Genomic DNA, 22,156 nt, shown 5'->3' with positions numbered 1-22,156 from the left:
GGCGGGTGCCGAGTCCACGGCACTCGCCCGGACAGGGGAAAACGAGCGTGGTTGCCCCAGCCCGATAGGCTCCCCGCGTGACCGCCGCAGCCAGCTCGGACGCAGACCTCATCACGGCGCACGCCGCGGGTGACCCGCACGCCTTCTCCGAGCTCGTGCGCAGGCACCGGGATCGCATGTGGGCCGTCGCGCTGCGCACGTTGCGCGACCCCGAAGAGGCCGCCGACGCGTTGCAGGAGGCGTTCATCTCCGCCTTCCGGGCGGCGGCGAGCTTCCGGGCCGAGTCCCAGGTCACGACCTGGCTGCACCGAATAGTCGTCAACGCCTGCCTGGACCGGATGCGCAGGCGACAAACCAGGCCGACCGTGCCGCTGCCCGAGGCGGGCCCCGGCGAGCCGGTGGCACCGCGGGACGCGATGGCCGAGCGCGAGACGCGCCTGGTGGTCCAGGCCGCCCTCGACGAGCTGCCCGAGGAGCAGCGCGCCCCGATCGTGCTGGTCGACGTGGAGGGCTACTCGGTCGCCGAAACGGCCCAGCTCCTGGGCATCGCGGAGGGCACCGTCAAGTCGCGGTGCGCACGCGGGCGGGCCAAGCTCGCCAAAGTTCTGGGGCACCTCCGGAACCAGGGTGCAGATGCGAACGTCCCAGTGAACGATGTGCAGGTGCAACAGGGACGTCAGTTGGAGGAACGATGACCGGCAATGCGCGGCGTTCAGGGCCGCCGTGGTCCGTCGACCTGCTGGCTGATCTGCACGCGGGGGCTCTGGACCCGCGGACCGAGGCCGAGTTGCGGCCGCTGGTCGAGAACGACCCCGAGGCCCGCGAGGTCCTCGCCGCCCTCGACGCGACGCTCGAGGACCTGCACAACCTGCCGCCCATCCCCATGCCGCGCCACGTGGCCGAACGGATCGACGCGGCGCTGGCCGAAGAGGCCCGACCCAGCGCGCCCGTGATCGACTTCGCGCGGGCCAAGGCCCGCCGCGCCAAGCGCCTCGGCTGGGGCGCGGGGCTGCTCGCGGCGGCCGCGGTCGCCGTCGGCATCGTGGCCGTGACGGTCCCGCGCGACAACACCGCGGGCGACGGCGGCCTGGCGCAGCCGGACAAGGCCACGAACACGCCCGTCACCGCCAGCGCCCTGCCCCCCGGCAGCGGCAAGCTCCCCGCGGTGCGCGGCCAGGACTTCGGCCCGGCGGTCGGCGACGTGCTCAAGGCCCAGAACTACGGCCCGCTGGAGAACCAGGACAAGCTGGCCGACTGCCTGCGCGGGGCGAACATCACGGCGGGCAAGCCGCTGGGGGTCAGCCCCATCACGCTGGACGACAAGCCGGCCGTGATGGCGATCCTGCCCGCGGGCGCGCCCGGCGCGTACCGGATCGTGGTGGTCGACCCCAAGACCTGCGGCCCGGACAACCCCGACGGCGTCCTGGCCAACAGCACGATCGAGCCGTGACGCCGGCCGCGTAGCCCAACTCACCGCGAACGGGCGGAATTACCGCACCCTACGATCCGTTGTGCGAAGTGCCGGGCCGGGTGATCCAGGTCCGTCAAGCGACTAACGGAGGTCGAGGGTGTCGGACGTTCGGAACCTGATCGTCGTGGGATCGGGGCCCGCCGGGTACACCGCGGCGGTCTACGCGGCGCGTGCCCAGCTCGAACCGCTGGTGTTCGAGGGCTCGCAGTACGGCGGCGCGCTGATGACCACGACCGAAGTCGAGAACTACCCCGGTTTCCGCGACGGCATCATGGGCCCCGACCTCATGGAGCAGATGCGCGAGCAGGCCAAGCGCTTCGGCGCCGAGCTGCGCGCGGAGGACGTCGAGGGCGTCGAGCTCGACGGCCCGGTGAAGTACGTCACCGCCAACGGCAAGCGCTACGCCGCCCGCGCGGTCATCCTGGCCATGGGCGCGGCGGCGCGCTACCTGCACGTCCCCGGCGAGCAGGAGCTGCTCGGCCGCGGCGTGTCGGCCTGCGCCACGTGCGACGGCTTCTTCTTCCGCGACCAGGACATCGCGGTGATCGGCGGCGGCGACTCGGCGATGGAGGAGGCGACGTTCCTGACCAAGTTCGCCCGGTCCGTCACGATCATCCACCGCCGCGAGGAGTTCCGCGCCTCCAAGATCATGCTGGAGCGCGCGCGGAGCAACGAGAAGATCAAGTGGCTGCTCAACGCCGAGGTGGTCGAGGTGCTGGGCCAGGACGCCGGCACGGTGTCCGGGGTCAGGACCCGCGACACCCGCACGGGTGAGGTCACCGAGCACCCGTTCACCGGCTTCTTCGTCGCCATCGGCCACGACCCGCGCAGCGAGCTGGTCAAGGGCCAGGTCGAGCTGGACGGCGAGGGCTACGTCCAGGTCATCGGCCGCACGACGCACACGAACGTGGACGGGGTGTTCGCCGCGGGCGACCTCGTCGACCACACCTACCGCCAGGCGATCACCGCCGCCGGGTCGGGCTGCGCCGCCGCGATCGACGCGGAGCGCTGGCTCGCCGAGCACGGGACCACGGAGGCCGCCGTCACCGCCGAGCACGTTGGCGGCGGCTACGGCGAGCCCGTCTCCACCAGCTGAACCCACCTTTCCGAGGGAGAAAACCGACATGGCAGGCACCCCCGTGGTCACCTCCGCCAAGACGTTCACCGATGACGTCCTGACCAGCGACAAGCCGGTGCTGGTCGACTTCTGGGCGACGTGGTGCGGCCCGTGCAAGATGGTCGCGCCCGTGCTCGAGGAGATCGCCGCCGAGCACCCCGACAAGATCACGATCGCGAAGCTCGACATCGACGCCAACCCGTCGATCGCGCGGGACTACCAGATCATGTCGGTGCCGACCATGATCCTGTTCCAGGGCGGCAAGCCGGTGAAGCAGATCGTCGGCGCGAAGCCGAAGGCCGCGCTGCTCAAGGACCTGTCCGACGTGCTCTGAGCGCCGGTCGAAAGGGTGACCCGTCCGTCCTCCACGGAAGACGGACGGGTCACCCTTTTGTGGATCGATGACCACTCGCAGTAGCCCCATCCGTGCCATCGCCGCGAGCAAGGCACAATAGGGCGTCAAGTTCGCGTCGACGGATGTCGACGCCTTAGTGAGCGAGGGGTGCATGCTGCTACTCCGCCGCGGGGATTTCGGTCCGGACGTCGCCGAGGTCAGGGCAACGCTGACGAAGCTCGGTCTGCTGTCCGATCCGCAGCCGTCCCAGGTGTTCGACCTGCCGGTCGAGCACGCGGTGCGCGCCTTCCAGCAGCAGCGGGGTCTCATCACCGACGGCGTCGTCGGTCCCGCCACCTACCGCGCGCTGCGCGACGCGACGTACCGCCTGGGCGACCGACCGCTCGCGTTCCTGATGGCGCAGCCGGTCACCGGTGACGACGTGTTCGCCTTGCAGGAGCGCCTGCTGGAGCTGGGTTACGACGCCGGGAGGGCCAACGGCGAGTTCGGTCAGCAGACCGAGCAGGCGTTGCGCAGCTTCCAGCGCGACTACGGCTTGATCGTCGACGGCATGTGCGGCCCCGACACGGTCCGCGCGCTGCGGCAGCTCCAGCCGAAGGTGCGCGGCGGCCGGCCGGTGTTCCTGCGCGAGCAGGAGCGGGTCCGGCGGGCCGGTCCCCGGCTGTCCGGCAAGCGGATCATCATCGACCCGGGTCACGGCGGCGAGGACCGCGGTGTCGTGGTCGACGGCGTGTCCGAGGCCGACGTGATGCTGGACCTGGCCAGGCTGCTCGAGGGCAAGATGGCCGCCACCGGCATGGAGGCCCTGCTCACGCGCGGGCCCAACCACAACCCGGACGAGGGGGAGCGGGCGAGGTTCGCCAACGAGGCGGGCGCCGACCTGATCCTGTCCCTGCACACCGACCGCAACTCCTCGCCCCTGGCGTCGGGCGTGGCGACGTTCCACTTCGGGACGGGCAACGGCACGTCGTCCACGGTGGGCGAGGCGCTGGCCGGGTTCATCCAGCGCGAGATCGTCGCGCGGACCGGCATGCTCGACTGCCGCACGCACCCCAAGACGTGGGACATGCTCCGGATGACCCGCTGCACCGCGGTCCGGGTCGAGGTCGGCTACCTGACCAACCCGGGCGACCGCCAGCGCCTGGCCAACCCGTCGTTCCGCGACGTGGTGGCCGAGGGCATCCTGGTCGCCGTGAAGCGCCTGTACCTGCTGGGCAAGGACGACCAGCCGACCGGCACCTTCACCATGGACGACCTGCTGCGCCACGAGGTGGCCACCGGCAAGGTCCGCTAGCGCCGAGGGGGTCGCGCCCGGCTCCCACCGCCGCTCACGACTTCGGGAACGCTCCCGGCTCGCACCGAGCCGGGAGCCCGCCTACCAGCCCGTGAGGACGTCCAGCACCTCGGCCACGGCGTCCTCGTCGTCCGGGCGGTTCTGGGCGCGCAGGTCCAGCATCAGGTCGGTCAGCTCGTCGACCAGCTGCTCCGCCGGGATGCCCTCGGCCTGCCAGCCGTCGAGCAGTGTGCGAATCTTCACGAAGTCCCGCGAGCCCTCGATGATCGCGAGTACCTTGCGCTGGATCTCCACCCCCACGTCCACAAGTCGATCTTATTGGCCGTCGCCGGTGAGGAGCACGATGGAGTTCTACCGCCTCGAACCCGAGGTCGCCGGCGCGTTGGGCGAGGGGACCGTGATCGACGCCGCGGCCCACCCGCCGCGCATCGAAGCGGTGCACTACGAGATCACCGACTGGGCGGGTGACGACCTGGTCGAGGCGTTCCCCGTGTACCTGGTGACCGACGACCTGGCCGACACGCTGGTCGACAGCGGCCTGGACGCGTTCCGCATCCGCCGGGCCACGGTGACGCTGTCCGACGAGGCGCAGGAGCTGCTCGAGGGCCGGGAGCTGCCCACGTTCCACTGGCTGGAGGTGACCGGCCAGGCGGGTGTGGACGACCTCGGCGTCACCGACCAGGGCCAGCTGGTCGTCAGCGAGCAGGCGCTGGACCTCTTCCAGGGCGGCACGCTGGAGAACTGCGAGATCGACCGCTTCTAGCGCGCGGGCATCTCCCACGGGATGCTCGGCAGCGCGTGGCCGGTCTCCAGCAGCGACTTCAGGTTCGACAGCACGGCCGCCCAGCCCGACGCCGCCTGCGCGCGCTCGGCCTCGTCGGCCAGCCCGGTGTGCGTCACGGTCAGCCGCACGATCTCGCCGTAGGGGTCGATGCGGAACGTCACGGTGGACGTCACGGACGGCTGCGCCGGGTCGGCCCACGTCGTCACCAGCCGCCGCGGCGGGTCGGCCTCGACCACGTGGCCCACGACGTCGTCCACGTCCGACCCGTCCGCGCGCCGGTGTGCCCACGGTGAGCCGACCTGCCAGTCGGAGACGTTGCGGTGGCCCCAGTACCGCGCGGTCACGTCGGCGTCGGTCAGGGCCTGCCACACCCGTTCGGGCGTGCTCTGGATGTACGTCACGTACACGAACTCCGGCTTCACCGGTTCCTCCGCTCGTCGCTTCACCTCGCCGAGCAGCCGCAACCTGGGCCGCTCGAACTTGTCGATCCACCGTTCCTGCACCTCGTGCAGGGGCACCGGGTTGAGGTAGTGCAGCTTCTCCCGGCCGCGGCGCACGGTGCTGACCAGGTTCGCCGCCTCCAGCACGGCCAGGTGCCCGGTGACGGACTGGCGGGTCATGCCCAGCCGGGCGCACAGCTCGCCGAGGGTCTGGCCGTTCTCCTCGCGCAGCCGGTCCAGCAGGTAGCGGCGGGTCTCGTCGGCCAGGGCCTTGAACACCTTGTCCACACGGCACGTTATGCAGGCGATTACCTGCATGTCAACCGGTGTGGGGAAAACCCCAGGTCAGGGGCCACATCACACGGGCTTGAAACTCGGCTCCGCCGCGGTCGACACCGACACGGAGCTCAACAGCCGCTCCAACGCCGCCTCGACGTCTTCCTTCCACGACGACGCGCTGCGCAGCTCCAACCGCAACCGCGGCCACCGGGGGTGGGGGCGCACCGTCTTGAAGCCCACCTGGAGCAGGAAGTCGGCCGGCGTCACGCAGCCGGGCCCGTCGACCTCCGGCCGGTTGTCGCCGAACGCCTCGATCGCCTTCACGCCACGACGCGTGAGGTCCTTGGCCACGGTCTGCACGAGCACCCGGCCGAGACCGCCGCCGCGGAACTCCGGCAGCACCTCCAGGCCGGTCATCAGCACGGCGTCGGGGCTGGCGGGGGAGGTGGGGAAGGCCAACGACCTCGGCACGGCCGCGGGCGGGGCGTAGAACACCGAACCGGCGGGAATCCCGTCCAGGTAGATGATCCGACCGCAGGAGCCCCACTCCAACAGCACGCTGGAGACCCAGGCCTCCTTCTCGAACTCGGTGTCCCCGAACTCCTCGGCCTGCTCCTTCAGATGGGGCGCGAGCTCCCAGAACACGCAGGTCCGGCTGTGCTTGGAGAGGTGCTCCAGGTTGTCCAAGGTGACGCCCACGACACGACGCGACACCCCGACCTCCAAGCCCCCGAACACATCCCACCACGAGGATAGGCGGATGTGACCCCCGCCCGGAAGGCAGATGCCCCGAACGGGACGGCCGTTACACTCGGGCGGGAACAAACCCGCCGGTAACGCCCACCTACGGAGTTTCCCGTGAACCTACCCGGACAGCCTCCCAAGCAGGGAGCCAGAAGCCTCGATCCCCACCTGCGCCGGTACGCGGCGCGGACCGCGGGCATGACGGCATCGGAGATCCGGGCGCTCTTCGCGGTGGCGAGCAGGCCTGAGGTGGTGTCCCTGGCGGGAGGGATGCCCCACCTGGCAGCACTGCCGCTGGACTCCCTCAGCGCGGAGGTGGCGGACGTCGTCGCCACGGAAGGGCTCGTCGCGCTCCAGTACGGCAGCGCGCACGGCGTGCCCGAGCTGCGTGAGCAGATCTGCGACGTGATGGCGCTGGAGGGCATCAAGGCCCACCCGGACGACGTGGTGGTGACCGTGGGCTCCCAGATGGGCCTGGACATGGTCACCCGGATCTTCTGCGACCCCGGTGACGTCGTGCTGGCCGAGGGCCCGTCGTACGTGGGCGCGCTCGGCTCCTTCGCCGCCTACCAGGCCCAGGTCGTCCACGTCGGCATGGACGCCGACGGCTTGATGCCGGAGGCCCTGCGCGAGGCCATCGCCTCGGTGGAGCGCTCCGGGCGCCGGATCAAGTTCCTCTACACGATCCCGAACTTCCACAACCCGGCCGGCGTCACGCTCGCCGTGCAGCGCCGCGCCGAGGTCCTCGACATCTGCCGCACGCACGGCATCCTCGTGGTCGAGGACAACCCGTACGGCCTGCTGGGCTTCGACGGCGTCACCTACCCGGCGCTGCGCTCGACCGACCCGGACAACGTCGTCTACCTCGGCTCGTTCTCCAAGACCTTCGCCGCGGGGCTGCGCGTGGGCTGGGTGCTCGCGCCGCACGCCGTGCGCGAGAAGCTCGTCCTGGCCGCCGAGTCGGCCACCCTGTGCCCACCGACCCTGAACCAGCTCATCGTGTCGCGCTACCTGTCGACGCACGACTGGAAGGGTCAGATCAAGACCTACCGCGAGGCTTACCGGGAACGCCGTGACGCGGCGATCTCCTCCCTCGAGCAGCACATGCCGCTTGGTTCCACGTGGAACAAGCCCAACGGCGGCTTCTACGTCTGGGTGACGGTCCCCGAGGGCATCGACACGAAGGCGATGCTGCCGCGCGCGATCACCCAGCGCGTGGCGTACGCGTCGGGCACCGGTTTCTACGCCGACGGCCTCGGCAGCCGCCAACTGCGCATCTCGTACTGCTACCCGACGCCCGAACGCATCCGCGAGGGCGTGCGGCGGCTCGCGAACGTCATCAAGGACGAGATCGAGCTGCACGAGACGTTCGGCCCGACCGTGGGCCGCGCCGTCTCCGGCCCGCACAGCCCTTCGCCCGACACCGCTTGATCAGGAGCACACGTTGTCCAACCGCTGGGTCGCAGTCCTGTCCGGGGGCCTTTCGCACGAGCGGGAGGTGTCCTTGCGATCCGGTCGCAGGCTGTCCGCCGCGCTGCGCTCGGTCGGCTTGGTGGTGGAGGAGTGGGACGCCGACGGCAGCCTGCTCACCCGCCTGAAGGAGCACCGTCCCGACGCCGTCGTGGTGGCACTGCACGGCGGCGAGGGGGAGAACGGCTCGGTCCAGACGATCCTGGAGCTGATGGACGTCCCGTTCGTCGGCACGGACTCGCGCGCCTGCCGCCGTGCCTGGGACAAGCCGACCGCCAAGGGCGAGCTGGCCAGGGCCGGCCTGGCCACCCCCGAGTGGGCCGTGCTGCCGCACGCTACGTTCCGGGAGCTCGGCGCGCAGCCCGTGCTGGACGCGATGGTCGAGCGGCTGGGCTTGCCGCTGATACTCAAGCCGGACCAGGGCGGCTCGGCGCTGGGTGCGCAGGTGGTCCGTGACGCGGCCGAGCTGCCCGCCGCGATGGTCGGCTGCCTGGCCTACGGCAACACCGTGCTGGCCGAGCGGTTCGTCGAGGGCGTCGAGGTGGCCGTGGCCGTGGTGGACGGGCCGGACGGGCCGTACGCCCTCCCGCCGGTGGAGATCGTGCCGGAGAACGGGGTGTACGACTACACCGCCCGCTACACCGCCGGGCTGACCGACTTCCACGCGCCCGCCCGTCTCGACGAGAAGGCGGCGCAGGCGGTCGGCGAGCTCGCCGTCTCCGCGCACCGGCTGCTGGGGCTGCGGGACGTCTCCCGGACCGACGCCATCGTGGCCGCCGACGGCACCGTCCACTTCCTGGAGGTGAACGTCTCGCCCGGGTTGACCGAGACCTCGCTCCTGCCGATGGCGGTCGAGGCGGCCGGCAAATCGCTGGGGGAGATCTACGCCGGCCTCATCGAGCGCGCGGTGAACCGTTAGACCCTCTAACCCAACGATGACGGCCCGTGTCCACCAGGACACGGGCCGTCATCGTCACCGTGACATAAGGCCCCTGGGTGATCCCTTGCGGCCCCAACGAATCCTATTTGTCCGTTTTTAGCGCGCGTCGGGCTGCTTCCGGCGACATGAGCTGGATGATGCGTTCGAGGTCGTCCACAGACCCGAACTCGACCACGATCCGGCCCTTCCGCTGCCCCAACTCGACCTTGACCCGCGTGTCGAAGTTGTCCGACAACCGCTCGGCCAACTCCTGCAAGCCCGGCGCTTGCATCGGCTTGCGGCGAGCGGCCTTGGCCTTGGCGGGCTCGGCCCCCTTGGCGAGCGTCACCGCCTCCTCGGTCGCCCGGACCGACATCCCCTCAGCCACGATCCGGGTCGCCAGCTCCTCCTGCACGCCCGGGTCCTCCAACCCCAGCAACGCCCGCGCGTGCCCGGCCGAGAGCACGCCCGCCGCGACCCGCCGCTGCACGGGCAGCGGCAGCTTCAGCAGCCGGATCGTGTTCGTCACCACCGGGCGGCTGCGCCCGATGCGGTCGGCCAGCTCCTCGTGCGTCACGCCGAACTCCTCCAGCAACTGCTGGTAGGCCGACGCCTCCTCCAACGGGTTCAGCTGCACGCGGTGGATGTTCTCCAGCAGCGCGTCGCGCAGCATCACGTCGTCGGCGGTGTGCCGGACGATCGCCGGGATCGTCTTCAACCCCGCCAGCTGGGTGGCCCGCCACCGCCGTTCGCCCATGACGAGCTCGTAGGTGTCGGGACCGGTCGCCCGCACCACGATCGGCTGCATCAGCCCGAACTCGCGGATCGAGTGCTCCAACTCCCGCAGCGCCTCTTCGTCGAACACCTGCCGCGGCTGCTTCGGGTTCGTGCGAATGGCCGTGACCGGCAGCTCCTGGTACACCGCGCCGGCCACCTCCCCCGCGGGGCCGGGGGAGGGCGCAGGGGTGGACGTTCCGTTCGACGACCCGTTGGCCCCGACCCGGGCCGGTGACGACGACGGCGCCGCCGGCGTGCCGGGCGGTGGGCCGCTCGGGATCAGGGCCGCGAGCCCGCGGCCCAGGCCACCCTTGCGCTGTTCCGTCATACCGACCTCATCTCCGCGCCGAACTCGGCGATCTCCCGTGCCGCGTCGAGGTAGCTCATCGCGCCCCGTGAGCCGGGATCGTAGGTGAGCACCGTCTGACCGAATCCTGGTGCCTCGGAGACCTTCACGCTGCGCGGGATCACCGTTTTGAGGACCGTGTCGCCGAAGTGGCCGCGCACCTCGCTGGTCACCTGGTCGGCCAGCTTCGTGCGGCCGTCGTACATCGTCAGCAGGATCGTGGACACGTTCAGCGCCGGGTTCAGGTGCGCCTGCACCAGCTCGATGTTGCGCAGCAACTGCCCCAGACCTTCCAACGCGTAGTACTCGCACTGGATCGGGATCAGCACCTCCTGCGCGGCGACCATCGCGTTGACGGTCAGCAGGCCGAGCGACGGCGGGCAGTCGATGAACACGTAGTCCGGCTTGATCGGGTCCAGCGCCTCTGGGCTCAGCGCTTCCTTCAGCCGCGACTCGCGAGCGACCATCGACACCAACTCGATCTCCGCACCGGCCAGGTCGATCGTGGCGGGCACGCAGTACAGGTTGGGGGACTGGTTGCTGACCTGAGCGGCTTCCGCCACGGACATCTCACCGATCAGCACCTCGTACACCGACGGCGTGCCGGAGCGGTGTTCGACAGCCAGCGCCGTGCTCGCGTTGCCCTGCGGGTCGAGGTCGATCACGAGCACCTTGAGCCCGTGGATGGCGAGCGCGGCGGCCAGGTTCACCGTGCTGGTCGTCTTGCCGACGCCACCCTTCTGGTTGGCGACCACCATGACGCGCCGACGGTCCGGGCGGGGGAGTTGGAGGGAGTCGGGGTGCAGGACGCGGGTGGCGCGTGCCGCTTCCTCCGCGATGGGGGTCCACACGGTGCTGTCTCCTGCCGGTTCCACGTTGTTGGCCAGTTCTGGGCTGGGTCCAGGACGGAGCACTTCGCCCGCGCCCACCACACCTTCAGGCTCGGTTTCACGTGAAACACCGGCCGCTTGGAACACCGGTTGCAGGGGGTCGGGGTACACGTTCACCGATCCTTCCTCTTGCGACGCGCGCCTTCACGGCGGCTCGCCTGCTCATCGCGCTCCACGAGCACGACCGTCGTCGGCAGTTCGAGTACTTCGCCACCGCAGGTGGTGACGCGCGGCCGGATGCCTCCGGCCCGGCGCACCGCCTCGGCATCGCGTTCCAGTTCTTCCGCGGCGCTCTCGCCCTTGAGAGCGACCAGACGTCCACCCGGCCGGAGCAGCGGCAGGCACCACCGCGTCAGCCGTTCCAACGGGGCCACGGCACGAGCCGTCACGACGTCGCTGCCGGACAACCGCTCCCGCACCGGACCTTCCTCGGCACGACCGCGCAGCACGGTGACCTTCAGCCCGAGCACGTCGACGCACTCGGTCAGCCACGCCACCCGTCGAGCCATCGGCTCCAGGAGCGTCAGCTCCAGGTCCGGTCGCACGATCGCCAGGGGGAGGCCCGGCAGCCCCGCACCGGAGCCCACGTCCACGACTCGTGCGCCTTCGGGGATCAGCTCCGCGACGACGGCCGAGTTGAGGACGTGACGCTCCCAGAGCCGGTCGACCTCCCGCGGGCCGATGAGCCCGCGTTCCACGCCGTGCCGGCTCAGCAGTGCCGTGAAGGCGACCGCCTTGTCGTAGTGGTCACCGAAGACCTTCTTCGCACGGTCTTCCAGCTCTGCGGCCATGTCTCCGTCCGGGACGTTTCACGTGAAACCACACCGGACGCCGGCGGCGGCCGGGTGTGGGCGATGGGGTTGGGCGTCTCGCCAAGAGGCGCTGAGCCCCACGAGATGTGCCGGTCCCCACTATGACGGATCACCCCGGCGACACGCCAAATCCGAGTCGCGTTTCACGTGAAACTTTCGATCCGACCGTCCTTCGGCAGCACGCGCAGGAGCTCCAACGCGTAGTCGACCGACTCGACGTGATCCAGCCGGGGCACCTCGTCGAGCGGGAACCAGGCCGCCTGGTCCGTGCTCCCGTCGACCTCGAAGGTCAACTCCCCGCCGACCACGTGCGCCTCGTACATGATCCGGATGCGGTGGTAGTCGACCTCCACCCCATCCCGCACCATCGGCCCGTGGACGTTCTGGATGCCGAGCAGCCGGTCGACCTCCACCCGGTAGCCGGTCTCCTCGAACACCTCGCGGACGACCGCGTCGTACGGGTCCTCACCGTGGTCGAGCCCGCCGCCGGGCAGGATCCACCTCGGCCGGTCCGGACCCAGCCAGCGGGAGAGCAGCATCCGATCGTCTTCGATGATCACGGCGTAGGCGGCGACGCGGAGGTTCCGGATGGTCCCAGTCATACCGCGACCGTTTCACGTGAAACGGGACGAGGGGAAGGGGCTGGATGCGATCACCCGCCACCCGTGACAACGAGAACGGCCCCGGTCCCGCCAAGTGGGGGACCGGGGCCGTTCGCCGTGCTCGGGGCTACTTCGGCAGCACCACCACGCGGCGCTGCGGCTCCTCGCCCTCGCTCTCGCTGTGCACACCCGCCACGGTGGCGACGGCGTCGTGCACGACCTTGCGCTCGAACGGCGTCATGGGGTGCAGCCGCACCTTCTCGCCCGTCGCCAGCACCTTCTCCGCCGTCGTCCGGCCGAGGTCGGCGAGCTCGGCACGCCGCCCGGCGCGCCAGCCGGCGATGTCCAGCATGAGGCGGCTGCGCACACCCGTCTCCTGCTGCACGGCGAGCCGGGTCAGCTCCTGCAACGACTCCAGGACCGTGCCGCGGGGACCGACCAGCTTCTCGAGGTCGTCACCGCCGTCGATGCTCACGATCGCCCGACCCGCCTCGACGTCGAGGTCGATGTCGCCGTCGTAGTCGAGCAGGTCCAACAGCCGCTCGAGGTAGTCCCCGGCGATGTCGCCCTCCTGGACGAGCAGGTCCTCCGAACTCCCCGACCGCGCCGGCGGGACCTCGTCGGCCTCCGGTGCGTCCACGTCGGCCGCCTGCAACGTCTCCGACACGATGTCTCCTCTCCAGGGTCAACGACGCTTCTTGTTGCCCTGCTTCTTGCTTGGGGATCGGTCTGGGCTCAGACCGGGAACCTCGGTGGCAGGCGTCGCGGTCGTCGCCGACTCGCTCGCCTCCGGTGCCGACTTCGCCTCGGCGGCGGGCGGCGCGGCCTGCGGGGCCGCCGGCTTGCGCTGCGCCTGCGGCTTCTGGCCGGGCTTCGGCTTGGTCGCGGGCTTCACGCCGGGCTTGGGCGCGAGCGCGGACCGCTGCGCGGTCGCCTCGACCTTCTTCGCCTCTTCCTCGCGGTCGATGCGGTGGTACACGACGTACTGCTGGCCCAACGTCCACGCGTTGTTGCTCAGCCAGTAGAGCAGGATCGCGATGGGGAAGAAGAGGCCACCGACGAGCACGCCCAGCGGGAAGATGTAGAGCGTCAGCTTGTTCATGATCGCGGTCTGCGGGTTGTCCGCCGCGGCCTGCGTCTGCCGGGCCACCGAGTGGCGCGCGGTGAAGTGCGTCGCGATCGAGGCGATGATCATCAACGGGATGGCCACCAGCAGGACCGCGCTGCGCTCGGTGCCGAAGTCCGTCAGCGACGGCTGGTTCGGGTCGTCCCACGGCATCGTGATGAACGTCGACAGGTTCGCGCCGAACAGCTTGGCGTTGACGAACGACTCCACGCCCTGGGCGTCGAAGAAGTAGACCTCGCCCCAGCCGGGCTTGAACGAGCGCAGCACGTGGAACAGGCCGATGAACACCGGGATCTGCACCAGCATCGGCAGGCAGCCGCCCAGCGGGTTGACGCCGTGCTCCGACTGGAGCTTCTGCATCTCCTGCGCCTGGCGCTGCTTGTCGTTCGCGTACTTCTTCTTGATCTTCTGCAGCTCGGGCGCGAACTCCTGCATCTTGCGCATCGAGCGGACCTGGCCGACGAACGGCTTGAACAGCAGCGCGCGCAGCGTGAAGACGAGGAACACCACCGACAGGGCCCACGCGAACCCGCTCGACTCGCCGAAGACGTGGCCGAACACCCAGTGCCAACACCACAGGATGAAGGACACCGGGTAGTAGATGAAGTTGAGCACTAGCTACTCCTCGGCAGGAAGGTCGGGGACCGCGTTTCGCCTCGGCGGAACCGGGTCCAGGCCACCAGGGTGCCAGGGTCCGCAGCGGCCCAGCCGGCGCAGGGTCAGCCAGGAACCGCGCAGCGCACCGTGGACGGTCAACGCCTCCACCGCGTACGCACTGCAACTCGGGTGGAAACGGCAGGTCGGGGGCAGCGCCGGCGAGATGAACTTCCGGTAGAAGCGCACGGGCAGGAGCAGGACCCGCACGACGGGGTTCACCTGGTCGGTCGTCATCGCAGCACCTTGTGCAGCGCCGCGTCGAGGTCACGGCCGAGCTCGGCGCTGTCCGCATCGGCTGACGGTGCCAACGCGCGCACGACCAGCGAAGTTCCGGGCGGCAGCGCGTCGAGTCGATCCCGCACCACGTGGCGCAGCTTGCGGCTCACCCGGTGCCGGACCACGGAGTTGCCCACGGCCTTGCTCACGACGAAGCCCACCTTGGACGGGTCCAAGGTGGGCTGCGCCGACGTCAGGACGTGCACCACCAGCCGGGACCGGCCGGCCCGGCGGCCTCGGCGGACCACCAGGCCGAAGTCCTGGCTGCGGGTCAGCCGGTTGGCCGCGGGTAGCACGGCGCTGCGGCGATCAGGCGGACAGCTGCTTGCGGCCCTTGCCACGGCGCGCGGCCAGGATGGCGCGACCGGCACGGGTGCGCATGCGCAGCCGGAACCCGTGGGTCTTGGCACGGCGGCGGTTGTTGGGCTGGAAGGTGCGCTTACCCTTGCTCACGGTCGGACTCCCGGTGCTTAACTGCCAAGCAGGTCTGTGGTTGTCCCCAGCGAACTAGCCTTAGGCGCGCGAAAAGCACCCCACGCAAGCGGGAGACGGTTACGAGGGTACGCAGCCCCGGGGGCGCGGTTCAAATCGGGGTCGCGCCCGGGCACGCCGACGCCGTCCGGCAGCACCCCCACCGCGGGGAAAGCAGTTGCGCCGACGTACGCCTTGTGGCACGGCCCGCACCTTGTTAGCGTGCTGCCTTCGCGGGTGGATGCGCGTCGACGCGGGCCGGTCCCACGAGGGACGACAGCCGCCGCCACGCCGGCCGCGGGTGCTCGGGAGCAACGGGGGGAGCCGCTGCGCTCCGGGCCTCGTTCGTGCACAGTTGTGGATAACTCTGTGGATGCCTCTATTCTCCGTGTCCACGTCGTGGAAGTTCCCCCGGGGGACTGACCGCGGAGCTGTCACCGAGGGGAGGGGAGCGCGGAGGTGTCCGACCACCAGGCCGATCTGGGTCTCGTGTGGGAGCAGGTCGTGCAGGAGCTCGCTGCCAGCACGTTGTCCCCCCAACAGCGCGCCTGGATGCGCGTGACCCGCCCCATCGGGCTGCTCGACGGGACCGCGCTGCTCGCCGCGCCGAGCGACTTCGCCAAGGAAGCCATCGAGCGCGCGCTGCGCGAACCCATCACCGCGGCGCTGTCCCGCCGGCTCGGCCGTGCCGTGTCGCTGGCGGTGAAGGTCGACTCGCCCGATCCCGTGACGACGCCGATCCCGGTGCACGCCCCGGTGCCGGTGCCCCTGCCCGGTCCGCTGCCCGGCGCGGTGTCGGTGAACGGCGGCGTCGCCGTCGAGGCCGAGACCGAGGGTGACGCGGAGGGCGAGGGCGAGGAGGTCGACGAGGAGGGCGAGGCGCTCGCCGCCGTCACCGAGATCTGGCCCACGTTCAGCGGTGGTCACGCCGCGCCGAGCGGCACGCCGTACACCCGGCCGGCCAACCCCGCGTCCTCGCAGACCCGGCTGAACGAGAAGTACAACTTCGACACCTTCGTGATCGGCGCGTCCAACCGCTTCGCGCACGCCGCCGCCGTGGCCGTGGCCGAAGCGCCCGCCCGCGCGTACAACCCGCTGTTCATCTGGGGTGAGTCCGGGCTCGGCAAGACGCACCTGCTGCACGCCGTGGGGCACTACGCGCAGCGGCTGTTCCCCGGCATGCGCGTGCGGTACGTGTCGACCGAGGAGTTCACCAACGACTTCATCAACTCCCTGCGTGACGACCGGAAGGTCGCCTTCCAGCGCCGGTACCGCGACATCGACGTGCTGCTGGTCGACGACATCCAGTTCCTGGAGGGCAAGGAAGGGACCCAGGAGGAGTTCTTCCACACCTTCAACACGCTGCACAACGCGAACAAGCAGATCGTGGTGTCCTCCGACCGGCCGCCCAAGCGACTGGAGACGCTGGAGGACCGGCTGCGCACGCGGTTCGAGTGGGGCCTGATCACCGACATCCAGCCGCCCGAGCTGGAGACCCGGATCGCGATCCTGCGCAAGAAGGCCGCCCAGGACCGCCTGGCCGCGCCCGCCGAGGTGCTGGAGTTCATCGCGGCCCGGATCGAGCGCAACATCCGCGAGCTGGAGGGCGCGCTGATCCGGGTGACGGCGTTCGCGTCGCTGAACCGGCAGCCGGTCGACGTGCAACTGGCGGAGATAGTGCTGCGCGACCTGATCCCGGACTCGCACGCGCCGGAGATCACCGCGCCCACCATCATGGCCGTGACGGCGGAGTTCTTCAGCGTCTCGATCGACGACCTGTGCGGCCCCGGCAAGACCAAGGTGCTGGCCCAGGCCCGCCAGATCTCGATGTACCTGTGCCGCGAGCTGACCGACCTGTCGCTGCCGAAGATCGGCCAGACCTTCGGCGGCCGCGACCACACGACGGTCATGCACGCGGACAAGAAGATCCGCAAGGAGATGGCCGAGCGCCGCCGCGTCTACGAGCAGGTGCAGGAGCTGACCTCGCGCATCAAGCAGCGCGCCCGCCACACCCCCTGATCCCCGCAAACGCTTGCGCCCACCCGGCACCGGGCAACGCGAGGACCACCTCGCCGCTCCTGCCGGGTGGGTTGAGCGGCAGATGGGCGGGGGAGGCGCTCCGGAGCGCAGCAAGGCCGGGTCCAGCGGCGCCTCGTTGACCACAGCGGGCAGCGCCGAGACCGGGGCTGACGGCTGAACCCCCTACCCGCCGGGCTCGCCTCGCCGGACTCGCCCCGCCACGCGAGCCCGCCCCCGCCGAGCCGATAGCGCCTGAGCCGAGTCGGCGGCTGCGCTCCCACTGCCGCCGAGTCCGCCGCGGTGTCGGCAAGCGCTCCCGTTCGGGCTCCCCGACCCGGCGTCCGAGCCCACCGCCGCCAGCCCATCACCGCCAGCCCATCACCGCCAGCCCCGAGCCGACCGCTCGGGGCGAGTCCCGGCGTGCCGAGCCCGTCCGGGCCGCCGAGCCCAGCCGCTGCGCCGGGCCGTCGAAACCGGCTCTCCGCCCGATCGGCACCCACCCCTGCGCGCACCCGGGTGCCGCCGTCGCACCCGGGTGCGACCCGTTCCGCACCCGGGTGCGACCCGGCCCCTCCGCCGGCACCCGGGTGCGCCACCCGCCGCGGCCCACTCGGGAGCCACTCGCAGGCGTAAACACCCGGGCGTGCGGGTAGGGACCAACGGGGGTCATTTCGTGTCCCCCGTGTGAGTTACCCCCGCCCCACCGGGGCCGGGTCCAGGGCGTTCCCGAGGCGCTGCAACGGCCCGGCCCCGCGCCCCGGCGCTGGTGAACGGCCGGGTACGAGTTGTCCACAGGCGCAGAAAAGTGCCCCGTCGGGGGAGATTCGGCCCACCATCACCCTGTGCAGCACCCGGGTACAACTCGGCCCACACCCGGGGATTAACCCGGGGACAACTCGCCCTTCCTGTGGACCGAACGGACGAGCCCCGTAGTTCTCCCCGGGTGCGCCGACTTGTCCCCAGGTGACACCCCGTGTCCGTCCACACCTCCAAGCGGGCGACACGCTGCGAGAACGGCAGTTGTCCACACAATCCACAGCCCTTACTGCTGTTGCTGTTGTCTTCCCTTGAAGAGATGAACAAAGAAAAAACAGGCGGCGGTCGGGCCCGGGGACGAGCGCCTCGCCCCCGGGCGGCCCCGAGGTGACGAAGGCGGCCCCGACGCTCTACGGTGGGGAGCCTCCGCGCCGAGGGTCGGAAGATCCGGCGAGGGCCGCGGCTCCCCAACCCCCACCGCAACGCATGCTGTTGTTGGTCATGCCGACTTGAGGAAGGACGCCTCATGAAGATCCGCGTCGAGCGCGACGGCCTGGCCGACGCCGTCGCCTGGGTCGCCCGCAGCCTGCCGTCCAGGCCGCCTGTCGCGGTGCTCGGCGGAATCCTGCTCGACGCCGGGGCGGAGGACGGCTCCGGCGAGGCGCTGACCGTCTCCGGGTTCGACTACGAGGTGTCCGCCCAGTGCGGCGTCCCCGCCACGATCGCCGACGGCGGCAAGGCGCTGGTCAGCGGACGGCTGTTGGCCGACATCACCAAGGCGCTGCCCAACCACCCGGTCGAGATCGCGGTCGACGGCTCCCGGATGACGATCTCCTGCGGCAGCGCCCGCTTCAGCCTGCCGACCATGCCGGTCGAGGACTACCCGCAGCTGCCGTCCATGCCGCAGTTGGCGGGTGAGCTGCCGGGCGAGGTCTTCGGCGAGGCCGTGGCCCAGGTCGCCGTCGCGGCGGGCAAGGACGACACGCTCCCGATGCTGACCGGCGTCCGGCTGGAGATCGGCGAGGGCAAGGTGACCCTGGTGGCCACCGACCGCTTCCGGCTCGCCATGCGCGAGTTCGCGTGGGAGCCCAACGAGGCGCTCGGCGAGGTCGCCGTGCTCGTCCCGGCCAAGACCCTCAACGACTCGGCGAAGACGCTCGGCGCGTCCGGCGCGAAGATCGAGCTGTCGCTGGCCGCCAACGACGGACTGCTCGGCCTGTCCGGCACGGGCCGCCGCACGACCACCCGGCTGCTCGACGCCGACTTCCCCAAGTACCGCCAACTGCTGCCCACCGAGCACTCGGCCGCCGCGATCATCGAGGTCGACGCGCTGGTGCAGGCGATCAAGCGCGTGTCGCTGGTCGCCGAACGCGGCACGCAGGTCCGGCTGGAGTTCGTGGACAACGGCCTGCGCCTGTCCGCGGGCGGCGACGACGAGGGCAGCGCCGAGGAAGAGCTGCCCGTCGAGTACACCGGTGAGCCGGTGACCATCGCGTTCAACCCGACGTACCTGCTCGAAGGGCTCCAGGCCGTCCGCACCCCGCGGGCGCACTTGTCCTTCACCACACCCAGTCGGCCCGCATTGCTCAAGCCGGTGGACGAGGATGGGAACGTGGCGCCGGGCTACCTCTACCTGCTGATGCCCGTGCGCCTGCCCGGCTGATCCACAACGCCATCCACAGACGCTAGGGAAGAGGAACGACCGTGCAGCTCGGACTCGTCGGCCTCGGCAAGATGGGCTTCAACATGCGCGAGCGGATCCGCCGCGCGGGGCACGAGGTGGTCGGCTACGACCGCAACCCGGAAGTCTCCGACGCCGACTCGCTCGCCGACATGGTCGGCAAGCTCACCGCACCCCGCGTGGTGTGGGTGATGGTGCCCGCCGGTGACATCACCCGGCAGACGATCGCCGAGCTCGGCGACTTGCTGGAGCCGGGCGACCTGGTGATCGACGGCGGCAACTCCCGCTTCACCGACGACGAGATCAACGCCAAGGCGCTGGGCGACAAGGGCGTCGGCTACCTCGACGCCGGCGTGTCCGGTGGCGTGTGGGGCCTGGAGAACGGCTACGGCCTGATGGTCGGCGGCGACGCCGAGCACGTCGAGCGCGCCATGCCGATCTTCGACGCGCTGCGCCCGGAGGGTCCGCGCGAGGAGGGCTTCGCGCACGCGGGCTCCATCGGCGCCGGCCACTTCGCCAAGATGGTCCACAACGGCATCGAGTACGGCCTGATGCAGGCCTACGCCGAGGGCTTCGAGCTGCTCGAGGCCTCGGAGCTCGTGCAGGACGTGCCGGCCACGATCAAGGCGTGGCAGCGCGGCACCGTGGTCCGCTCCTGGCTGCTGGACCTGCTGGTCCGCGCGCTGGAGTCGGACCCGGAGCTGGACGACCTGCGCGGTCACGTCGAGGACTCCGGCGAGGGCCGGTGGACCGTCGAGGAGGCCATCAAGCACGCGGTGCCCGCGCCGGTGATCTCGGCCGCGCTGTTCGCCCGGTTCGCCTCGCGCCAGGAGGACTCGCCCGCCATGCGCGCGGTCGCGGCGCTGCGCAACCAGTTCGGCGGCCACGCCGTGCAGACCGCAGGCCCCTCGTCCGGTTCCGGCTCGACCCAGAGCTGACGCGTTGTACGTCCGGCACCTGCAAGTCACCGACTTCAGGTCGTGGGAGCACGCGGACCTGGCGTTCGAGCCGGGCGTGAGCGTGCTGGTCGGGCGCAACGGCCAGGGCAAGACCAACCTGGTCGAGGCGCTGGGGTACGTGGCCACCCTCGGTTCGCACCGGGTGGCCACGGACGCGCCGCTGATCCGGCACGGCGCCCCGCGCGCGGTGGTCCGCACGGCGGTGGTCAACGACGGGCGCGAGCTGCTGGTGGAGCTGGAGATCACGCCGGGCAAGGCGAACCGGGCGCGGATCAACCGCGGCCCGGTGCCGCGCCCGCGCGACGTGCTGGGCATCCTGCGCACGGTGCTGTTCGCGCCGGAGGACCTGGCGCTGGTGCGCGGCGACCCGGGTGAGCGCCGGCGGTTCCTCGACGAGTTGCTGACCACGCGCGCGCCGCGTTACGCCGGGGTGCGCAGCGACTACGAACGCGTGCTCAAGCAGCGCGGCGCGTTGCTCAAGAGCGTGCGGGCGGCGCGCAACGCCGACATCAGCACGCTCGACGTGTGGGACGGGCACCTGGCCCGGCACGGCGCGGAGCTGCTGGCCGCGCGGCTGGACCTGGTCGCGGACATCGCGCCGCACGTGGCCGCGGCGTACGCGGAGGTGGCGCCGGAGTCGCGGCCCGCCCGGATCGCGTACCGGTCGAGCCTGGGCGAGGCGTTCCCGTACCAGGTCGCGGGCTCCGCCGGTGGCGCCCACGACCGGGACGTGCTGGAGGACGCGTTGCTCGCCGAGCTGCACCGGGTGCGCCCGCAGGAGCTGGAGCGGGGCGTGTGCCTGGTCGGGCCGCACCGCGACGACCTCGACCTGGCGCTCGGCGAGCTGCCCGCGAAGGGCTACGCCAGTCACGGAGAGTCGTGGTCGTTCGCGTTGGCCCTGCGGCTCGGCGGGTACGAGCTGCTGCGTGTCGAGGGGGCCGAACCGGTGCTCGTGCTGGACGATGTGTTCGCCGAACTGGACCGCGGCAGGCGTCGCCAGTTGGCGAAGGTGGCCGCCGGCGCGGAGCAGGTGCTGATCACGGCGGCGGTCGCGGAGGACGTGCCCGGGGAGCTGGACGGGTTGCGGTTCGACGTTCGCCACGGGGAGGTGCACCGTGTCTGACGAATTGCCCCGAACGGGTGTGAGCCGACACACATCTGGGGACAACCCTGTGGATGGTGTGGATAACTCACCGCCCGAACCGGACATATCCACAGCCAGCGTCACACCTGAGGGTGGTTTGCGGGGTGCCGACCTCGCCCGCGCCGCGCTGGAGGCCGCCCGTGCGTCGGCCAAGGAACGCGGGGCGCGTGGTGCGCGCAAGGGTGCCGCGGGTGCGACCGGCCGCCGCCGTCGCCGCCGCTGGTCGGGTCCGGGCCCCGACGACCGCGACCCGCAGCCGCTGGGCCGGATCGCCTCCCGGCTCGCCGCCGACCGCGGCTGGGTGGAGCGGCTGGCCGGTGGCCAGGTGTTCGCCCGGTGGCCGAAACTGGTCGGCGAGGACGTGGCCGAGCACGCGCAGCCGGTAGCGCTCAGTGACGGTGAGCTGACCGTGCAGGCCGACTCCACGGCGTGGGCCACGCAGTTGCGGCTGCTCCAGCGGGACCTGCTCAAGCGGATCGCGGCGGGCGTCGGCGACGGCGTGGTGAAGAAGCTGAAGGTGCAGGGCCCGGCCGCGCCCAGCTGGCGCTACGGCCCCAGGCACGTTCCAGGCCGCGGACCACGTGACACCTACGGGTAAGCGTCGCCAGGGCCGCAGCGGCGATTCTGTGGCGCGGTGAGCGCTCACCAGTCGATTTTGACCCCGCGAACGGCGGTCGGCACCCATCTGCGTTCACTTCCGGCCGCCTGTGAGCGAACCAGGGGTGTCCTAAGTGGGTTTCTGTCGGTTCGCCCCGGTAGAATCGTGA

25 protein-coding genes are annotated in these 22,156 nt (G+C 71.0%); 13 read left to right on the top strand and 12 right to left on the bottom strand.

Translation table 11 applies throughout. The annotated features are described in order from the left end of the window. Nucleotides 1-77 precede the first annotated feature (77 nt). From sigM to LZG04_RS20090, 5 genes are all read left to right on the top strand, one after another. Nucleotides 78-695: an RNA polymerase sigma factor SigM gene (gene sigM, locus LZG04_RS20110; RefSeq protein WP_233819200.1), complete on the top strand. Its 618-nt coding sequence runs from the start codon at nucleotides 78-80 to the stop codon at nucleotides 693-695. Continuing rightward, nucleotides 692-1,450: an anti-sigma factor gene (locus LZG04_RS20105; protein WP_233819198.1), complete on the top strand. Its 759-nt coding sequence runs from the start codon at nucleotides 692-694 to the stop codon at nucleotides 1,448-1,450. The genes sigM and LZG04_RS20105 overlap by 4 nt, the downstream gene beginning before the upstream one ends. Nucleotides 1,451-1,568: 118 nt before the next feature. Continuing rightward, nucleotides 1,569-2,567, top strand: a complete 999-nt coding sequence (trxB, locus tag LZG04_RS20100) for a thioredoxin-disulfide reductase (protein WP_233819196.1) — start codon at nucleotides 1,569-1,571, stop codon at nucleotides 2,565-2,567. A 28-nt stretch (nucleotides 2,568-2,595) separates the two neighbouring features. Further along, a complete protein-coding gene (gene trxA / locus LZG04_RS20095; RefSeq protein WP_233819194.1) occupies nucleotides 2,596-2,922 on the top strand; it encodes a thioredoxin in 327 nt (108 codons plus the stop codon). Nucleotides 2,923-3,094: 172 nt separating this feature from the next. After that, nucleotides 3,095-4,237, top strand: coding sequence for an N-acetylmuramoyl-L-alanine amidase (locus LZG04_RS20090; protein WP_233819192.1), 1,143 nt, complete (start codon nucleotides 3,095-3,097; stop codon nucleotides 4,235-4,237). 81 nt (nucleotides 4,238-4,318) lie between these two features. Here LZG04_RS20090 and LZG04_RS20085 read toward each other — a convergent pair whose 3' ends face one another. Then, nucleotides 4,319-4,543, bottom strand: a complete 225-nt coding sequence (locus LZG04_RS20085; RefSeq protein ID WP_233819190.1) for a hypothetical protein — start codon at nucleotides 4,541-4,543, stop codon at nucleotides 4,319-4,321. Between the two features lie 37 nt (nucleotides 4,544-4,580). Between LZG04_RS20085 and LZG04_RS20080 the strand changes: the two genes are divergently transcribed. Further along, nucleotides 4,581-5,000: a hypothetical protein gene (locus tag LZG04_RS20080; protein WP_233819188.1), complete on the top strand. Its 420-nt coding sequence runs from the start codon at nucleotides 4,581-4,583 to the stop codon at nucleotides 4,998-5,000. Here the strand turns inward: LZG04_RS20080 and LZG04_RS20075 are convergent. Next, nucleotides 4,997-5,749, bottom strand: coding sequence for a metalloregulator ArsR/SmtB family transcription factor (locus LZG04_RS20075; RefSeq protein WP_233819186.1), 753 nt, complete (start codon nucleotides 5,747-5,749; stop codon nucleotides 4,997-4,999). The two genes, LZG04_RS20080 and LZG04_RS20075, sit on opposite strands and share 4 nt — an antisense overlap. Before the next feature lie 69 nt (nucleotides 5,750-5,818). Then, nucleotides 5,819-6,454 carry a GNAT family N-acetyltransferase gene (locus LZG04_RS20070; protein ID WP_233819185.1) on the bottom strand — a complete coding sequence of 212 codons (636 nt, stop codon included), beginning with the start codon at nucleotides 6,452-6,454 and terminating at the stop codon, nucleotides 5,819-5,821. Between the two features lie 144 nt (nucleotides 6,455-6,598). Here LZG04_RS20070 and LZG04_RS20065 point away from each other — a divergent pair, with 144 nt between their 5' ends. Beyond that, the gene (locus tag LZG04_RS20065; RefSeq protein WP_233819183.1) at nucleotides 6,599-7,915 is read left to right on the top strand and encodes a PLP-dependent aminotransferase family protein; all 1,317 of its coding nucleotides are present in this window, start codon (nucleotides 6,599-6,601) and stop codon (nucleotides 7,913-7,915) included. A gap of 13 nt (nucleotides 7,916-7,928) precedes the next feature. After that, a complete protein-coding gene (locus LZG04_RS20060; RefSeq protein WP_233819181.1) occupies nucleotides 7,929-8,873 on the top strand; it encodes a D-alanine--D-alanine ligase in 945 nt (314 codons plus the stop codon). 103 nt (nucleotides 8,874-8,976) lie between these two features. On the opposite strand, the gene LZG04_RS20055 is transcribed toward LZG04_RS20060, so the two are convergent. From LZG04_RS20055 to rpmH, 9 genes are all read right to left on the bottom strand, one after another. Then, nucleotides 8,977-9,978 carry a ParB/RepB/Spo0J family partition protein gene (locus tag LZG04_RS20055; RefSeq protein ID WP_233819179.1) on the bottom strand — a complete coding sequence of 334 codons (1,002 nt, stop codon included), beginning with the start codon at nucleotides 9,976-9,978 and terminating at the stop codon, nucleotides 8,977-8,979. After that, the gene (locus tag LZG04_RS20050) at nucleotides 9,975-10,883 is read right to left on the bottom strand and encodes a ParA family protein (protein ID WP_233819268.1); all 909 of its coding nucleotides are present in this window, start codon (nucleotides 10,881-10,883) and stop codon (nucleotides 9,975-9,977) included. Before LZG04_RS20050 ends, LZG04_RS20055 begins: the two co-directional genes overlap by 4 nt. 116 nt (nucleotides 10,884-10,999) lie before the next feature. After that, nucleotides 11,000-11,677: a 16S rRNA (guanine(527)-N(7))-methyltransferase RsmG gene (rsmG, locus tag LZG04_RS20045; RefSeq protein ID WP_233819177.1), complete on the bottom strand. Its 678-nt coding sequence runs from the start codon at nucleotides 11,675-11,677 to the stop codon at nucleotides 11,000-11,002. A gap of 164 nt (nucleotides 11,678-11,841) precedes the next feature. Next, complete coding sequence (locus LZG04_RS20040) at nucleotides 11,842-12,300, bottom strand: NUDIX domain-containing protein (protein ID WP_233819175.1); 459 nt, start codon at nucleotides 12,298-12,300, stop codon at nucleotides 11,842-11,844. A 127-nt stretch (nucleotides 12,301-12,427) separates the two neighbouring features. Beyond that, nucleotides 12,428-12,967 (bottom strand): R3H domain-containing nucleic acid-binding protein, encoded by a 540-nt coding sequence (locus LZG04_RS20035; protein WP_233819173.1) that lies wholly within the window; start codon nucleotides 12,965-12,967, stop codon nucleotides 12,428-12,430. Between the two features lie 18 nt (nucleotides 12,968-12,985). Then, entirely contained in the window at nucleotides 12,986-14,041 is a 1,056-nt protein-coding gene (yidC, locus tag LZG04_RS20030) for a membrane protein insertase YidC (protein ID WP_233819171.1), read from the bottom strand. 3 nt (nucleotides 14,042-14,044) lie between these two features. After that, nucleotides 14,045-14,317 (bottom strand): membrane protein insertion efficiency factor YidD, encoded by a 273-nt coding sequence (yidD, locus tag LZG04_RS20025; RefSeq protein ID WP_233819169.1) that lies wholly within the window; start codon nucleotides 14,315-14,317, stop codon nucleotides 14,045-14,047. After that, nucleotides 14,314-14,655, bottom strand: coding sequence for a ribonuclease P protein component (gene rnpA / locus LZG04_RS20020; RefSeq protein WP_233819167.1), 342 nt, complete (start codon nucleotides 14,653-14,655; stop codon nucleotides 14,314-14,316). The genes yidD and rnpA overlap by 4 nt, the downstream gene beginning before the upstream one ends. Before the next feature lie 13 nt (nucleotides 14,656-14,668). Then, on the bottom strand, nucleotides 14,669-14,812 hold the full coding sequence (gene rpmH, locus LZG04_RS20015) for a 50S ribosomal protein L34 (RefSeq protein ID WP_073897783.1): 144 nt from the start codon (nucleotides 14,810-14,812) through the stop codon (nucleotides 14,669-14,671). 477 nt (nucleotides 14,813-15,289) lie between these two features. Between rpmH and dnaA the strand changes: the two genes are divergently transcribed. The 5 genes from dnaA (at nucleotide 15,290) to LZG04_RS19990 (ending at nucleotide 21,987) form a co-directional block, all read left to right on the top strand. Then, on the top strand, nucleotides 15,290-16,849 hold the full coding sequence (gene dnaA / locus LZG04_RS20010; protein ID WP_233819166.1) for a chromosomal replication initiator protein DnaA: 1,560 nt from the start codon (nucleotides 15,290-15,292) through the stop codon (nucleotides 16,847-16,849). A 1,282-nt stretch (nucleotides 16,850-18,131) separates the two neighbouring features. After that, entirely contained in the window at nucleotides 18,132-19,268 is a 1,137-nt protein-coding gene (gene dnaN, locus LZG04_RS20005) for a DNA polymerase III subunit beta (protein WP_233819164.1), read from the top strand. Between the two features lie 41 nt (nucleotides 19,269-19,309). Then, nucleotides 19,310-20,224: a phosphogluconate dehydrogenase (NAD(+)-dependent, decarboxylating) gene (gene gnd, locus LZG04_RS20000; protein ID WP_308199193.1), complete on the top strand. Its 915-nt coding sequence runs from the start codon at nucleotides 19,310-19,312 to the stop codon at nucleotides 20,222-20,224. Nucleotides 20,225-20,228: 4 nt separating this feature from the next. Beyond that, nucleotides 20,229-21,368 carry a DNA replication/repair protein RecF gene (recF, locus tag LZG04_RS19995; RefSeq protein ID WP_233819162.1) on the top strand — a complete coding sequence of 380 codons (1,140 nt, stop codon included), beginning with the start codon at nucleotides 20,229-20,231 and terminating at the stop codon, nucleotides 21,366-21,368. A 118-nt stretch (nucleotides 21,369-21,486) separates the two neighbouring features. Continuing rightward, nucleotides 21,487-21,987 carry a DciA family protein gene (locus LZG04_RS19990; RefSeq protein ID WP_233819160.1) on the top strand — a complete coding sequence of 167 codons (501 nt, stop codon included), beginning with the start codon at nucleotides 21,487-21,489 and terminating at the stop codon, nucleotides 21,985-21,987. The last annotated feature ends 169 nt before the right edge of the window (nucleotides 21,988-22,156 follow it).

This window comes from Saccharothrix sp. S26 (assembly GCF_021390395.1).
In the GTDB taxonomy this organism is placed as follows: domain Bacteria; phylum Actinomycetota; class Actinomycetes; order Mycobacteriales; family Pseudonocardiaceae; genus Actinosynnema.
This window is presented reverse-complemented; position numbering and strand designations above follow the sequence as displayed.